Below are 15118 nucleotides of genomic sequence, written 5' to 3' on the forward strand. Positions count from 1 at the left end.
CTTGCCAGACCCGCCCGGGCGTTCACCCCCGGGCGGTCAGATCCGCGACCAACCGCTTCGCCTGGGCCCGCGCCTCGGCACGCAACTCCTTGACCTCGGCCCGGGTCAGGTGCGCCGGCATCGCCCGCTCGTCGGCGGCCGCCTGGGCCAGAGCACCGGCCCGGGCCACCGACGCGGCCCGCATGCTGCGCTCGGCGCGGGTCCTGGCCTCGGTCAGGTGGCCCGAGATCAGGTCCGCGAGCACGTTCTTGTTCGACATCGTCGTTCTCCTTCTCCGGCGCCGGAACGGGTGTTTCCGGCTACGAAAAGAACGATGACGGCCGCCGCTGACAGACCGCCGACAGCCCGCTCGGGCCCGCTGTCAGTCGGTCGGCAGGGTGATGTTCTCCGCGGCGGCCTTGGCGGCCACCTCGGCGGGGAAGATATTGCGGAACAGGTACAGGTCGCGGCCGAGCTTCCAGCCCGGCGCGAGCGCTACCGCGTACCGCTCGAAGTAGCCGAGCTGCTTGCCCATCAGCACCAGCTGCTGCGGGCCGGACGCGCCGCGGCGCTTGCCGAACTCCAGCAGCCGCGCCGAGACCAGGCCCAGATCCAGCTTGTCCAGGCTGCCCGAGAGCACGGGGCCCAGCGCCGTCGCGAGCTGACGGCCGATGGTGGCGTCGTCGCCGCTGTCGTCGGCGACCAGGTCCAGTGCGCGCAGCGCGCGAGCCACCGGACGGAAGTCGTTGTCGATGGAGCTGGCGTAGAACAGCGCGCGCACGAACTCGCGCCACTCGGCCTCCATCCGGCCCACGATGCCGAAGTCGAGCATGGCGACCCGGCCGTCGTCGAGCAGCCACAGGTTGCCCGCGTGCACGTCGCCGTGGAAGACCCCGTGCACCGCAACCGATTCCATCCACGCCTTCACCAGGCGGCGGATCAGCAGTTCCGGTTCCGGGTGGGCCTCGCGGATGTCGTCGAAGCGGTCCAGCGGCATGCCGCGCATGCGCTCCATGCACAGCACCCGGGGGGCGCAGAAGTCCCAATACACCTCGGGCACGGCCACATTGGTGTTGTCGCCGAAGGCCGACAGGTGCTCGCGAGCGCGGGCCTGGTTCTCGGCCTCGATCAGGAAGTTCAGTTCCGCGACCGTGGCCTCGTACAGATCCCGCACCACCGCTTGGGTATTGGCGACCCGGGCGTTCTCCGACCGCCTCTCCAGGGCGCGCGCCAGCTTCATGGCGGCGCGCAGGTCCACGATCATGCGACGGGCGATCTCGGGCCGCTGCACCTTCACCACCGCGGGGCGGCCGTCGGGCAGCACGCACGCGTGCACCTGGGCGATGGAGGCGGCCGAGAGCGGTTCGTCGTCGAACTCGAGGAACAGCTCCGAGATCGGCTTGCCCAGATCGGCCTCGATGATGGCGCGCGCGTCCGCGGCCGCGAAGGGCGGGACGTCGTCGAGGCAGCGCAGGCAGGCGTCGGCCAGCTCGCGCGGGAAGGCGCCGGGCGAGGACGCGATGAGCTGGCCCAGCTTCACGAACATCGGGCCGAGCGTCTCGAAACCGTTCACCACGCCCTCGGCCGCGGCCCGCTTGCGCTTGGCCGGTCGCAGGCCCCCACGCAGCACACCGGCCACCACCGAGCCGCCCAGCACCGCGCCGACGACCGCGGTCCGCCGCCACTCCGAGAATCCGAAGGTGTCCAGGTCTGGCCGGATCACCTCGGGCGTTCCCGATCGCACAGTCATAGGTGAGCTCACGGGCGGCAGTGTATCGCTGACGGCGGCGGAGTTCGCGTCACGGGCGGGGCCTGGCGCGGCATGAGACCGAAGCTCGACCGGCGCGAGACCGGGCACATTACCCAGGCGTTCGCTGGTTCGGAAGGGGACCCGCACGGTACCGTGGGCGGTCGAGTCGCGATCCGGCTCGACGCGGGCGCCGATCGAGCCCGGCCATTGAAGGTGAAAGGCAAGACCTACGTAATGACGGGTACAGCGGAAAAGCTGGCGGAACTGCGCAAGCTCCTGGAGATCGCCGAGGAACCGACCGGTGAGAAGGGTATCCAGAAACGACTTGCCAAAGGCGTCGCCAGCGCCCGAGAACGGGTGAACATACTGCTGGACCCGGGCAGCTTCGTCGAAATGGGCGCGCTCATGCGCTCGCCGGGCCAGCCGCACGCGCTCTACGGCGACGGCGTGGTCACCGGTCGCGGCCTGATCGACGGCCGCCCGGTCGTGGTCATCTCCCACGACTCGATGGTGCAGGGCGGTTCGGTCGGCGAGACCTTCGGCCGCCGCGTCCGGCTGGTCATGGAGTTCGCGTACAAGAACGCCTGCCCGGTCGTGGTGATCAACGACTCCGGCGGCGCCCGCATCCAGGAGGGCGTGACCGCCCTGGCCTGGTACGCCACCATGTGCCGGCTGCAGGAGGACCTGTCGGGCTTCGTGCCGATGGTCGCGGTCATGTTCGGCAAGTGCGCGGCCGGCTCGGTGTACGGCCCGGTCAATATGGACGTGCTGATCGCCACCGACGACTCCTACATGTTCGTCACCGGCCCCGAGGTCATCAAGGGCATCACCGGTGAGGACATCAGCGCCGAGGAGCTGGGCGGCGCGGCCGTGCAGGCCCGCAACGGCCTGCTGCACCACGTGGCCCGTACCGAGGTCGACGCGCTCAACTGGGCCCGCGAGTACCTCAGCTACCTGCCCAGCAGCTGCATCGAGGAGCCGCCGGTCATCAACCCGGGCCTGGAGCCCGAGATCACCGACTCCGATCGGGAACTGGACCGGATCATCCCGGACTCCGATCGCCAGGGCTACGACATGCACGAGGTGCTGCTGCGCATCTTCGACGACGGCGCCTTCCTCGAGGTCGGCGAAGCGGCCGCGCAGAACCTGATCACCGGCTTCGCCCGGGTGGACGGCCGCCCGGTCGGCGTCATCGCCAACCAGCCCATGGTGCTGGGCGGCGCGCTCGACGCGGCCTGCTCGGACAAGGGCGCGTACTTCATCCGCCTGTGCGACGCGTTCAACATTCCGCTCGTCTACGTCGTCGACACCCCGGGCGTGCTGCCCGGTGTCGAGGAGGAGCGCAACGGCGTCATCAAGCGCGGCGGCCGCATGTTCCGCGCGCTGATCGAGGCGACGGTCCCGATCGTCACCATCGTGACCCGTAAGGCGTACGGCGGCGGCTACGCGGTCATGGGCTGCAAGCAGCTCGGCGTGGACATCAATCTGGCGTGGCCGACCGCCCGCATCGCGGTCATCGGCGCCGACGGCATGGTGACCGTCACCGGCAAGAAGACCCTCGCGGCCACCCCGCCCGAGCAGCGCGAGACCGTCCGCAAGCAGATGGTCGACTTCTACAACGCGCTCATCGACAACCCGTGGGTGGCGGCCGAACGCGGCTACATCGACGCGGTCATCGAGCCCTCGGCCACCCGCCTCGAGATCCGCAAGGCCCTGCGCCTGCTGCGCGACAAGAACGCGGTCCGCAAGCCCAACCCGCGCAAGCACAACCTCTTCCCGATGTGAGAAGGGCTGCCCGCGTTCAACATTCGTTGGGCGCGGGTACGCCTTGCAATCTCTCGTCGAGCCAGGTCAGGGATTCGGGGTAACCGGTGAAGGCGGCGATGAAGTGTTCGCCGAGGACGCTGCGGTAGACGGCGGGCACGCCCAGGTCGCATTGCTCGCGGTAGAGGTTCTTCGCGCCTTCGGCGGGGACCCAGAATTCCTGTTCGCCGTTGAAGATGAACAGCGGCACGGGTGACTTCTTGCCGTCCATGCGGGTGATGGCATAGATCTGGTGCGCCAGCTCGCTGTCGAGCGGATCGGGGATATTGGCGGCGATGTCGATGGGCAGCTGCAGCACGCCCGGGATCCCGAACACCTCGCTGCACTGACTGTTGATCAGCTGCGAGGTTGTCACCCATTGCGCCAGATGGTTCATCCGGGCCAGGATCTCGGGCCGCTCGCGGCCGATGCCGAACACCGCGCCCAGGAACACCCCCGAGGCGAGATTGGCGTTCATCGAGCGCGCCAGGATGCTGAAGTCCGCCGGCACCCCGCCCAGCGCCGCGCCGACCACCACCTCCGACAGTTCGGGGGCGTACTCGGACATCAGCTTCACCGCTCCGTTGGTGGCGATGGCCCCACCGGAGTACCCGATCATCCCGAACCTGCTCTCGCCCAGCTCATCCGGCAGGTAACCGCGGGTCGCTCGGATGGCGTCGAGGATGGCGTGCCCGGCCACCGTCGGCTCGGCGTAGGCCATGCGCGGGCCCTCGTGGTCGGTGATGAGCACGCCGTAGCCGCGCAACAGCGCCAGCTGGGTGGTGGGCAGGGCGTAGCCGGTCAGGTTGGCGGCCCGGGTAAACCCGTGCGCGAGCGTGTATCCCGGGTTGCAGTCTCGGCCCAGCGCGTCGATGGGCAGGTTGTTCATCACCACCGGCCGCTGTCCCGGCCCGGTCCACTCCCCGACCGGCAGCACCAGGCTGGCGATCGCGTAGGACGGCTCGTCGTGAGAGTCGTTGGTGCGGTACTTGAACTGGAGCACCTGGCGCACCGGCACGATCAGAGTCGGTGCGGCCGTGGCGGTTACGTCGCGCACCGCGACCATGCCGCCCGGGTCCAGGGCGTCGAGGCCGGCGGGCCAGTCGTCGATGAAGGGATCACCGATCGGCGCGGGCATGGTGGCGGCCCGCAGCGCCGCCAGATCCGGTGCCAGCTCCGGAGTGTCGACCAGCGGCGACTCCACGGGGGCCGGGGGGAGAGCGGGCGCCGGGAGCAGCTGATCGATCCAGCGCTGGATATCGGGCAGGGAGATGCCGGGCGGGTTCGGCGCGGTTCCGGGCTCGGGTGGTTGCGCGAAACCCGGTGCGGCGCAGTACGTGACGATCACGCAGCAGCCGATCGTCAAGGCGGCGGCCAGTCTTCGCAAGCGGCGCGACACAACACCCCCCACGGATCTGTCGGTCGGTGGTCCGCGAAGCCTACGGGGAAGCACCACTGCGACACTCGGGAGTGGTCGGTTCGACGCCACTTCGAGACCGGTCCGTGCCCTGACCGGACCGCGTGTCACGCCCATCCCGTCATCGATCCGCGATCTCGCGGACCGATTGCCGAGGGCGCGAGCGGGTTACAGCCGCTTGCGCATCACCATGTCGAGCTGGGCGTTGCTGATCTGGCGGCCCGCGTTGGACACCGAGGTCACCATGCAACTGCCGAACGAGCCGAGCCGGTCGAACAGCGTGGCCACACCCACCGCCAGGCCGTGCTCGCTGAAGTGGCTGTCGGCCTCCACGCCGATCTCGGTGCCCTCGGGCTGCCGCGAAAGGCCCAGCGTCATATCGGTATTGATGAACCCGATGCCCTTGTCGCCCCAGTTGGTCATCATGCTGGTCGCCTCGGCCACCACCGCGACCCGCACGAACGGGCTCAGCTCCTCCCCGGTCACCACCCGGATCGGGTTCTGCCAGGTGCGCTTGCGGTCGGCGTTCTCGTGGTCGGTGGGCACCGAGTTCCAGACCGGCGAGCCCTCACCGCTGTTGAACAGCGGCGTCTGCGGCTGCGCCGAGGGCGGGGCGACCTCGAGCGAGGGCGGCTGCGGTTCCCGCTCCCGCCGCCACAGCTCCCCCGGCGGCTGTTCGGACGGCTGCAGCAGCACGGCGGTGGCGCGCGCGGCGACGGTGCCGCCCTGCACCACGCTCACGTCGGCGACGCGGATCCGCTTGCCGTCGCGCACCCGCACGACCGGCGTCGTGGTGTGCTCGAAGCGGGCGGCGCTGAACAGGTCCACGGTCAGCCGGACGGGTACGAAACCCTCGGTGGCCTGGGTCCGTTCGAGCTCGCGCGCCAGCAGGCCGGTCAGGGCCGGCCCGACCACCTGCGCCGAGGACCACTGGCTGGCCGCGAACGACGTCGGGAAGAACCCGCCGTCCACCTCGTCGAAATACGCGGGCACATCCACCACGGCACCGGCTCCCGTCCACTCGAATCGATCAATCCACTGTTCCCAGAGCTAACACAGGCGTAAAACCCGTTTCAATCCGGGGCCCGCTGGGTGGGTGATCGAGTCGCGGATTCAGCGGGCCGGGGCACGGGTACGCCATCGACATGGTCCGCGCCATCGACCGGCTACTCGACACCCTGACCCTCGCCGTACAGACCCTGCAGGACAACGACATTCCCTGCGCCCTCACCGGGGAGTGCGCGGTGTACGCCCGTGGCGGTCCGGTGACCGACACGCCTCCGGAGGTCGACGTGCTGCTGCGCCCGGCCGACCTGCCGCGCGGGGTGCTCCTGCTGTCCGCCGCCGGCCTGCGGCCGCCGCACGGCACCGAGGCCGAGCGGGCCACGCTCTACGACGGCGGGGTGCGGTTGGATCTGGTGTTCGGCACCGATCACCGGCCCGTCACCGACGCGCTGCTGGCACGCGCCGAGCGGCTGCCCATCGGGCCGATCGCGGCGCCCGTGGTGACGGTGGCCGACTTCCTGGTGGACGAACTGACCGTGGCCGATCCGCAGCGGCTGGATTTCACGCGGCTGCTGCACATCGCACGGGAGTTGCGCGCACAGGTCGACTGGGAGCTCGTCAGGACCGGGACCGCGGTCTCACCCTACGCAGGCGCGTTTCTCGGCCTGCTGGACGATCTGGGCATCACTGACGGCCACGACGGTGTGCGGGCGGGCCTGTTGTGATGGCCGCGCGGCCGGGGGTGGTTGTGCACAGGGAGCAATACCGCGTGATTCGGCCGCACCTGGCCGGGTATCCGCTTGTTATCGGTTCTGCATTACTTCCGGAGAAAGGACAGTGATGTTGCCTGTCACTCCGTACGCCTACCCCGTCGCCCACATTCCGCCGGGTGGCGCCCACATTCCTCGCGGCGGCACCCGCAATCGGCCGGGCGACACCGGCCGGCCGCCGGACCGGACCCCCTATCGACCACCGGCCATCCAGAATCTGCCGGGCCCGATTCTGACCGCCGCCGGAATCGTGTCGATCGCATTGACTTTGACCACCGCCGGGTACGGTGAGCTCGCCTGGAGCGTGCTGTGCGGGCTCACCGGGGCGCTCTGCCTGCGTTTCGGAATCGGCCTGATGGTCCTCGAACAGGACCGGATCAAAGCTGCGAAGGCCCAGAACAGGGCTGATCACGGCGATATTTGATCTTCAGCGAATTCCTGGATAAAGCGGAACAGTCGTTCCCCTCCAGAACTTTCGATCGGAAGTACTGGGAAAGCCCTGTTCGGGGCGCATTACAACCTTTCGCCAACCATGGTTTCGCAAACTCATAGCATCCCGAAAAGCACTCTGACACTGCGAATTCGATGTTGCAGATGTACTTGCATCTGCGCAACGCACGGTCATAGACTCGTCGTTGCAAGGCACCAATAAGGGGACAACCAGAGAGCCGAGCGGTGAATCACCGGCGATTCTTCGCCCACGGTCAGCCGTCGGCCTGGCGTCAGGGGCGTTCGAATGAATCAGCCAATCAACCTCAGCCGACTCGGGTTTGCCGACAGAAGTCAGCCGGAGCAAACCTATTCACGCGAGACGGCAACCGCTTTCGTCATCCGCCAGGTCGAATCCACTGGAGCGGCCACTCGGTATGATTTTGACATCGAGCGGATCGTCACCACGGCTCACGCCATGGTGAACGACTGGGATCTGCACCATATGCAGCCGGAGGCATTCTGGCGGATCGCTTCCAGCTTCATCAGGCAGTAACCGAATCCGGCCGTGCCGCAGACCCACCCGGTCCGCGACACGCTGATAGGGGCCCCGAGAGGGGCCCCTTATCCGTCTGCGGGGGTATCCGCAGGGCAGCCGGCGCCGGTCCTAGGGACCAGCGCGGCGGTCAGTCGAGCTTCTCGGCGATCTTCGCCAGCTCTTTGCGAGAGCGCTCCGGCGGCTCCGCCTGCACGCTCAGCTGATCCATCACCTGCCGGTACAGCTCGAGGTCCTCACGGCGGTCCAGGTACAGCGCGCTCGTGAGCTGCTCCAGATACACGATGTCGGGCAGTTCGGACTCGGCGAAGCGGAGCATGGTGAACGAGCTTCCCGCAGCCGCGTGGCCGCCCGCCCCGTACGGCAGGAACTGGATGGTGACGTTCGGTCGCTTGGAGATCTCGATGAGGTACTCGATCTGACCGCGCAGCACGCCCGGCCCGCCCACGGGACGGTGCAGGACCGCCTCGTCGAGCACGGCCCAGAAGCTGGGCGCGCCATCGCGGGTCAGTAGCTCCTGCCGACGCCGGCGCAGCGAGACGCGGCGCTCCCCATCCACATCGTGCCCGAGGGCAACGATCGAGCGAGCGTAGTCGGGGGTCTGCAGCAGACCCGGAACCAGCTGTCCCTCGTAGGTGCGAATGGATTTCGCCGCGTGCTCGAGCCCCAGATAGGTTTCGAACCAGGAAGGCAGCAGATCGCTGTAGCGGTGCCACCAGCCCGGCTGATTCGCCTTGCGCACCAGGTCCAGGAACTGCTCGCGCTCGCCGGGATCGTCAACGCCGTACAGCGTCAACAGATCCCGGATATCGCGCTCCTTGAATCCGGTTCGCCCGAGTTCCAGGCGACTGATCTTGGCGTGGGAGCCGCGGATGTGTTCACCCGCGGCCTCCCGCGTGATTTTGTTGAACTCCCGCAGCTTTCGTAGCTGGCTGCCCACCGCGATCCGCAGTGCGGTCGGGCCGCGTTCGGCGACAGCGGAATCCGCCTGCAGGTGGGCAAGGGGTTCTGCGATCATGAGGTCCACTCCGATGCTCGGGTTTGCCGGCAGTGGACTCACAACGGCTAGTCGCGAACCACCGCGCCGATTGCCAATGCTACCGCTCAGCGCGCGAGGTCGTCGAACTCTCCACTCTTCGCGCCTTGCAGGAACGCATCGATCTCCGGGCGCGTGTACACGATCAGCGAGCCTTCGGGGTCGCGCGAGTTGCGCACTGCGACCTGCCCGTTGGCCAGCGGGGCGAGTTCCACGCAGTTTCCACTGGGATTGCTGAAGGTGCTCTTGCGCCACAAGAGATTCGAGCGATCGATCGAGGTTGCCGAGATGTCCGTCATTTCAGACTCCTTGCCAGTACCGCCCGCAGACGGTGGTCCCAGTACTTGCAATTGTTCGATCAGATGTACTTACAGTTGCAACCGCAAGCACGACGATAGCACGCAGGTAGCCCATGATCGATGGCCTCGGGGAGGCACATCCTTTGCAACACAACAGATTTGATCTTGGAACCCGCGCCCAAGAGCGAAGTTGCGAAGGGGGAGCGGAGAATTCGGGTCAGTTCGTCCCGTTCGCCCGATTGTTCCGGAACCCTATGTCCGAAAGGTCACGTGACGCCGGAATCTCTCCTCGAGACCCGTGACGAGCGTGCAGATGTGCTTGCATCTGCACGATCCGAGCTCCTAAACTCGGTGCACCAATCCCCCACTCGGCCAGAGGCATCCCATGACGCAGATGCTCGCCCGTCCCACCGATGCCGCCGCTCGCGGCGACCAATCCGGTGACTGCGAGGCGGAACCACGCACCCTCACCTACCGCCAGGCCCGGGCCGTCCTCCGCGCGCACGACCAGCACTTCGCCTGCCGGCAGTATCTGGCGGCAATAGCGTACCTGTCCGCCGACAACGACGTGGACTGATCGCATCGGGCGCACGCACTATTGCGTTCGCGTCGATGCCCGATGACGAACAAGAACACGACTTCCCTTGCGTGACAGTGGGTCCGGCGAGTACCCCGGAGGGTGAATTGCCCCCGTGTGGAAGAGCGCCGAGATGTTTCTTCTTATTGCCGCCCACGAGCTGCTGACCCAGATTCAGCACGCGCAGATCGTCGATCCCACGCCCGAGACCCCGCCCGCGGCCGACAAGCTGATGCGGCTGGTCCGGTATTTCACCTGGTTCGTGCTGCTTTCCGGAGTCCTCGCCATCACCTACGCGGGCGGTCGCTTCGCGTGGGAAAAGTGGAGCGGCAGCGGTTTACAGTCGCCCAAACAGGTGGCCGGCGCGCTCGTCGGCGGCATCGTGGCGACGAGCGCGGGCACCATCATGAACGCGGTAATCGGTCAATAGCTCCCAATTCGGGCGCTGAAAATTACCGAAAACTCTGCCAAGAGGGGTTGTCTGAGACGAGACCGACCCGTCGGCCCGAACTCACGCGGTCGCGGCCACCACACCGGCGGCGCCGGATCCGGCCGCACCGACCAGTTCCTCGAAGCGCGCCACCACTTTCCGGTGGTACATGCCGAAAAGATCCTCGAACAGCGCCAGTTGCGCCTCACTCGGACCGGCGTCGGATTCCCACACCGCCACCAGCGCCCGCCACACCAGCACGTGCAGATCCGGGGAGACCGCGAAGTACGCCTCGACCGCCGCCGGCACCTCGAGCACCATCTCACCGATCGAGTTGAGCACCGCGCGCTGCACCGAGAGGCCGAGCGCGGTGAGCATCCGGCGCAGCAGCCCGAGTTCGATGCTCAGCATCCGATGGGGGTCCGGGTCCGTGCCGCGCGCAAGGGTTTCCAGTTCGTCGATCTCGGCCTTGAGTTCGGCCGGATCGAGCGGGCGTTCGCTGCCGGTGTAAGCGAGCAGCGCCTCGAGCGCGATCCCGCGTTCCTCGTCGACGATATTGCCGAACATCTCCGCGGCGATCTCCGGTTCCGGCATGGACAGCCGGAACAGCCGCCCGTACACGTCCACACCGCCCTCGGAGCGCACATCGCGGATCACGAATCCCTTGCCGCGGTGGGCGTCCACGAAGCCATAGGACTCCAGCCGGCCCAGAATCAATTGCGCTGTCGCACGATTGAGGTCGAACTCCTCGGCGACCTGGCGGACGGACGGCATCAGACCACCGGGCTCGTACTCCCCGGATGCCACGCGGCGCGCCAATTCGTCGGCAACGTCGGCGACGACCGTCCGGTCTCCCATCGTGTCACCTCTCCAAAAACCCTCGATTACGTCCCAGACAGTCTAGGTGGTTGTTCGATCAACCGCACAAGTCTTCGAATCCGCAGGCAGCGGGGCCGGACAGTTCGGTATCTTTACGAATTCTCTACGGCATGGGGCTCCGATTCGACCGGTTTCCAGACCTAGGCTGCGAGCGTGGTTTCACCGATCGACGTAGCCAAACGACTCGTGCTCGGACGGCCGTTTCGCAGCGATCGGCTCGGCGAGACCCTGCTGCCCAAGCGGCTCGCACTGCCGATCTTCGCCAGCGACCCGCTGTCCTCGGTCGCCTACGCCACCCAGGAGATCCTGCTCATCCTGACCCTGGGCGGGCTGGCCTACCTGCACCTGACCCCGGTGGTCGCGGCGGGCGTGGTGGTCCTGCTGGCCGTCGTGGCGCTGTCGTATCGGCAGGTGGTGCAGGCGTATCCGTCCGGCGGCGGGTCCTACGAGGTGGTGGCCGAGAACCTCGGCGCGCTGCCCGGCCTGGTGGTGGCGGCCGCGCTGCTGGTCGACTACGTGATGACCGTGGCGGTGTCGGTGTCGGCCGGCGTGGACAACATCATCTCGGCGGTGCCCGACCTGAACGCCTACCGGGTGGTCATCGACCTGGGGTTCATCATCTTCCTGACCGCCATGAACCTGCGCGGCGTGCGAGAGTCCGGCCGCGCCTTCGCGATTCCCACCTACGGATTCGTCCTCGGGGTGTTCGTGCTCATCGTGGTCGGGCTCGGCCAGACGCTGCTCGGGCACACCCCGGTCGCGGAAAGCGCCCACTACGAGATCCACGCCGAGCAGGTGGGGCTGTCCACCGCCGGGGTCGCCTTCCTGCTGCTGCGGGCCTTCTCCTCCGGGTGTACCGCGCTCACCGGCGCGGAGGCCATCTCCAACGGGGTGCCGGCCTTCCGCAAGCCCAAGGCGCTCAATGCCGCGCGCACCATGACCGCCATGGGCGTCATCGCCATCGCCATGTTCTCCGGGGTGACGGCGCTGGCCATGATCACCAAGACCCGGGTCACCGAGAACACCTGCGACATCATCGGATTCGCCGGGGACTGCCACAACGACGCGCAGAAGACCGTCATCGCGCAGATCTCGGCGGCCGTGTTCGGCGGCAATTCGCTCGCCTTCTACTACCTGATGGTCACCACGGCACTCATCCTCATCCTGGCCGCCAACACCGCCTACAACGGCTTCCCGCTGCTGAACTCGATTCTCGCGCAACACCGCTACATGCCGCGCCAGCTGCACACCCGCGGCGACCGGCTGGCCTTCTCCAACGGCATCATCCTGCTGGCGGTGGCGGCGGGGACGCTCATCTACGCCTTCGACGGGTCCACCACCCGGCTCATCCAGCTCTACATCATGGGTGTGTTCACCTCGTTCACCCTGTGCCAGACCGGCATGGTGCGGCACTGGAACCGGGAGCTGCGGACCGCGCAGACCTCCGGCGAGCGGCTGCGAATCCACCGGGCGCGCTTCATCAATGCCTTCGGCGCGTGCTTCACCGGCGTGGTGCTGGTGGTCGTGATGATCACCAAGTTCACCCACGGCGCGTATCTGGTGGTCATCGCCATGCCGATCCTGGTGGTCATCATGTGGTTGATCCACCGGCACTACACGTCGGTGCGCGGCGAGCTGGCCATCGATCCGCACGACACGGAGATGCTGCCGGGGCGGGTGCACGCGCTGGTGCTGGTGTCGGGCTGGCACAAGGCGACCCAGCGGGCGGTGCAGTTCGCGCGCGCGACCCGGCCGGACACGCTGATGGCGGTGACGGTCAATGTGGACGACGCCGATACCCGCGACCTGGCTCGGGACTGGGAGCGCTTCGGGGTCGGCATCCCGCTCAAGGTCATCGAATCGCCGTACCGGGAGATCACCCGGCCGGTGCTGGACGAGATCAAGCGGCAGCGCAAGTCGCGGCCCCGGGATGTGGTCAGCGTGTTCATTCCCGAATACGTGGTGGGTCGCTGGTGGGAGAACCTGCTGCACAACCAGAGTTCGCTGCGATTGAAGGCGCGGCTGCTGTTCGAGCCGGGAGTGATGGTGACCAGCGTGCCCTGGCAGCTGCATTCGTCGCGCTTCCGCGCCGTACCGCGCGAGGAGCACACGCCGGGTGAGATCCGGCGGGGCATCACCGGATCCGGCGACCGGGTCTGATCTACCGGCGCCGCCGAGCCCTTACCCGCCTTCGGTGTCGCGTGTGCCCTCGAGATTGTCGGCCCACCGCTCCGACCACTCCCACACGCCTTCCAGCGCGCGGCCCAACTCCGTACCGGCGGTGGTCAACTCGTAGGACTTGTCGGGCCGCTTGAGCACGACCCCCGCGTCGGCGAGCCGCTGCAGGCGCACCGACAGCATGCTCGACGAGCAATTGCCCATGCGCCGGCGCAGTTCCAGGAAGCCCAGTGCGCCCGGCTCCAATTCCCAGATCACGCGCAGGATCCAGCGCTGGCCGAGCAGGTCCATGGCGGCCAGGAGCGGGGTGGCCGAGTCGTCGGCGCGGCTGTTGGCGGGCGGTGGCTGACTTGCGCTTCTCATTTCGAAGTACCAATGTAGTACTTCTGAATTAGAAGCACTCTGGTGGATGGAGGTCGCGCATGACTACGACGACAGGGACCGGGCAGCGCATCGTGCTGGTCACCGGGTCCTCCCGCGGGATCGGCGCGGAGACCGCGCGGGTGCTGGCGGGCCGGGGCGACCACGTGGTCGTGAACTACCGGGAGAAGCGCAAGCGGGCCGAGACGCTGGCCGCCGAGATCGCGGCCGCGGGTGGCAGTGCATCGGTGGCGGGCGCGGACATCGCGGATCCCGAGAGCGCGCGGGCGCTCGTCGAGGGCGTGGTGGCCGAGTTCGGCCGCCTGGATGTGCTGGTGCTCAACGCCTCCGGTGGTCTGGAGCGCGATGCCGCGCCCGACTACGCCATGCTGCTCAATCGCGACGCCCAGACCGGGCTGGCCGCGCTCGCGCTGCCGCATCTGCCGTCGGGCGGCCGGATCGTGTTCGTCACCAGCCACCAGGCCCACTTCTCCCCCACCCGCCAGGCCCCGCCGGGCTACGAGCAGATCGCCGCGAGCAAGCGGGCCGGTGAGGACGCGCTGCGTGCCATGACCGGTGAATTCGCCGACCGCGGAATCGGTTTCACCGTGGTGTCCGGCGACATGATCGACGGCACCATCATCGTGCGACTGCTCGAACGCCGCGACCCCGACGCGGTCACCGAGCGTCGCGACCAGGGCGACCTGCCGACGGTCGAGGAATTCGCCACCGCCGTCGCCGACGCCACCACCCTGGACGCGCCGCTGGGCCACACGGTCTACGTCGGCGGCCGGGACTTCCTGTCGACGCCTGCCGCACCCCGCTGACCTGGGCTCGGCGGCCCGGTGCGGGTCAGGTCAGCGGGCGTCGGCCGCGAGGCCCAGGCCCAGCGCGACCAGGATCGCGGCCAGGGTGCGTTCGATGCGGTGGCGAATGCCGGTGCGGCGCAGCCAGGTTCCGGCGCGGTCCGCGGCCAGGACGACGCCGACGCACCACAAGGTGTCGATGACCAGCTGGATGGCGGCCAGGATGAACACCGTCGGCAGCACCGGGCCGCTGCCGGGTAGGAACTGCGGCAGGATCGTCAGGCCGAAGACCGCGGCCTTGGGGTTGGCCGCGATGGAGATCAGCGAGGCGCGGAAGGCGGCCGCGGGCGTGCGGCCGCCGGGCAGCGCGGCGGTCAGCGCCGCACCGAAGGCGTCGTCGGCCCGGGCCCCGCGATCGCCGCGGGTGCCACGCCAGGCCTGGATTCCCAGCCAGATCAGGACCAATGCGCCGATCAGGTGGATGCCCACGTTCAGGATCTGGTTGGCCACCAGCAGCGCCGACAGTCCCGCGCCTCCGGCGACCGTCCACCCGAAGATGCCGATCTCATTGCCCACCACGGCCGCCAGCCCCGCGGCCCGACCGTCGCGTACCGACCGCTGCAGGAACAGCGCGGTGGCCGGTCCGGGCAGCGCGGCCAGGATGAGCGAGGCGAGGGCGAAGGCGGGCAGCACCTGAATCCAGTGGGGCATGCCTCGATGCTGACATACGACCCCACCGCCTCGGCCAGCGGTTTTCGCCAGAATGCCGTACTTCACACCCCTGATCGGCTGGTCGGGGCGTGCCACGCCGCCGTCGCGGGGACGATCATGGTGGTATCCAGCG

General features: G+C 68.1%; 17 protein-coding genes. 8 read left to right on the top strand and 9 right to left on the bottom strand.

Annotated elements, in window-relative coordinates:
* Positions 1-22: 22 nt before the first annotated feature.
* On the bottom strand, positions 23-259 hold the full coding sequence (locus ACWEOI_RS15310) for a hypothetical protein (protein WP_433666282.1): 237 nt from the start codon (positions 257-259) through the stop codon (positions 23-25).
* Between the two features lie 102 nt (positions 260-361).
* On the bottom strand, positions 362-1729 hold the full coding sequence (locus ACWEOI_RS15315) for an AarF/UbiB family protein (RefSeq protein ID WP_433666283.1): 1368 nt from the start codon (positions 1727-1729) through the stop codon (positions 362-364).
* A gap of 234 nt (positions 1730-1963) precedes the next feature.
* On the opposite strand from ACWEOI_RS15315, the gene ACWEOI_RS15320 reads away from it, so the two are divergent.
* Complete coding sequence (locus ACWEOI_RS15320; RefSeq protein WP_433666284.1) at positions 1964-3514, top strand: carboxyl transferase domain-containing protein; 1551 nt, start codon at positions 1964-1966, stop codon at positions 3512-3514.
* A 16-nt stretch (positions 3515-3530) separates the two neighbouring features.
* Here ACWEOI_RS15320 and ACWEOI_RS15325 read toward each other — a convergent pair whose 3' ends face one another.
* Entirely contained in the window at positions 3531-4919 is a 1389-nt protein-coding gene (locus tag ACWEOI_RS15325; RefSeq protein WP_452359973.1) for a lipase family protein, read from the bottom strand.
* A gap of 198 nt (positions 4920-5117) precedes the next feature.
* Entirely contained in the window at positions 5118-5951 is an 834-nt protein-coding gene (locus tag ACWEOI_RS15330) for an acyl-CoA thioesterase domain-containing protein (protein ID WP_452359974.1), read from the bottom strand.
* Positions 5952-6094: 143 nt separating this feature from the next.
* Between ACWEOI_RS15330 and ACWEOI_RS15335 the strand changes: the two genes are divergently transcribed.
* From ACWEOI_RS15335 to ACWEOI_RS15345, 3 genes are all read left to right on the top strand, one after another.
* On the top strand, positions 6095-6679 hold the full coding sequence (locus ACWEOI_RS15335) for a hypothetical protein (RefSeq protein ID WP_433666286.1): 585 nt from the start codon (positions 6095-6097) through the stop codon (positions 6677-6679).
* A gap of 115 nt (positions 6680-6794) precedes the next feature.
* Entirely contained in the window at positions 6795-7148 is a 354-nt protein-coding gene (locus ACWEOI_RS15340) for a hypothetical protein (RefSeq protein WP_433666287.1), read from the top strand.
* Positions 7149-7460: 312 nt separating this feature from the next.
* Positions 7461-7709, top strand: coding sequence for a hypothetical protein (locus ACWEOI_RS15345; protein WP_213554958.1), 249 nt, complete (start codon positions 7461-7463; stop codon positions 7707-7709).
* A 130-nt stretch (positions 7710-7839) separates the two neighbouring features.
* Here the strand turns inward: ACWEOI_RS15345 and ACWEOI_RS15350 are convergent, their stop codons facing one another.
* Together ACWEOI_RS15350 and ACWEOI_RS15355 are read right to left on the bottom strand one after the other, a co-directional pair.
* A complete protein-coding gene (locus tag ACWEOI_RS15350; protein ID WP_433666288.1) occupies positions 7840-8727 on the bottom strand; it encodes a Scr1 family TA system antitoxin-like transcriptional regulator in 888 nt (295 codons plus the stop codon).
* Positions 8728-8813: 86 nt separating this feature from the next.
* Positions 8814-9044, bottom strand: coding sequence for a DUF397 domain-containing protein (locus ACWEOI_RS15355; protein ID WP_357277604.1), 231 nt, complete (start codon positions 9042-9044; stop codon positions 8814-8816).
* A gap of 385 nt (positions 9045-9429) precedes the next feature.
* Between ACWEOI_RS15355 and ACWEOI_RS15360 the strand changes: the two genes are divergently transcribed.
* Positions 9430-9621 (top strand): hypothetical protein, encoded by a 192-nt coding sequence (locus tag ACWEOI_RS15360; RefSeq protein ID WP_452359975.1) that lies wholly within the window; start codon positions 9430-9432, stop codon positions 9619-9621.
* A 133-nt stretch (positions 9622-9754) separates the two neighbouring features.
* The gene (locus ACWEOI_RS15365; protein WP_433673397.1) at positions 9755-10051 is read left to right on the top strand and encodes a hypothetical protein; all 297 of its coding nucleotides are present in this window, start codon (positions 9755-9757) and stop codon (positions 10049-10051) included.
* A gap of 81 nt (positions 10052-10132) precedes the next feature.
* Here ACWEOI_RS15365 and ACWEOI_RS15370 read toward each other — a convergent pair whose 3' ends face one another.
* On the bottom strand, positions 10133-10909 hold the full coding sequence (locus ACWEOI_RS15370) for a GntR family transcriptional regulator (RefSeq protein ID WP_433666289.1): 777 nt from the start codon (positions 10907-10909) through the stop codon (positions 10133-10135).
* Between the two features lie 174 nt (positions 10910-11083).
* Between ACWEOI_RS15370 and ACWEOI_RS15375 the strand changes: the two genes are divergently transcribed.
* Positions 11084-13090: an APC family permease gene (locus ACWEOI_RS15375; RefSeq protein WP_452359976.1), complete on the top strand. Its 2007-nt coding sequence runs from the start codon at positions 11084-11086 to the stop codon at positions 13088-13090.
* A gap of 21 nt (positions 13091-13111) precedes the next feature.
* On the opposite strand, the gene ACWEOI_RS15380 is transcribed toward ACWEOI_RS15375, so the two are convergent.
* Entirely contained in the window at positions 13112-13471 is a 360-nt protein-coding gene (locus ACWEOI_RS15380; RefSeq protein WP_452359977.1) for a winged helix-turn-helix transcriptional regulator, read from the bottom strand.
* Positions 13472-13530: 59 nt separating this feature from the next.
* Between ACWEOI_RS15380 and ACWEOI_RS15385 the strand changes: the two genes are divergently transcribed.
* The gene (locus ACWEOI_RS15385; protein ID WP_452359978.1) at positions 13531-14295 is read left to right on the top strand and encodes an SDR family oxidoreductase; all 765 of its coding nucleotides are present in this window, start codon (positions 13531-13533) and stop codon (positions 14293-14295) included.
* 30 nt (positions 14296-14325) lie between these two features.
* Here ACWEOI_RS15385 and ACWEOI_RS15390 read toward each other — a convergent pair whose 3' ends face one another.
* The gene (locus ACWEOI_RS15390; RefSeq protein WP_433666293.1) at positions 14326-14985 is read right to left on the bottom strand and encodes a LysE family transporter; all 660 of its coding nucleotides are present in this window, start codon (positions 14983-14985) and stop codon (positions 14326-14328) included.
* Positions 14986-15118 lie beyond the last annotated feature (133 nt).

The organism is Nocardia sp. NPDC004340 (genome assembly GCF_053602575.1).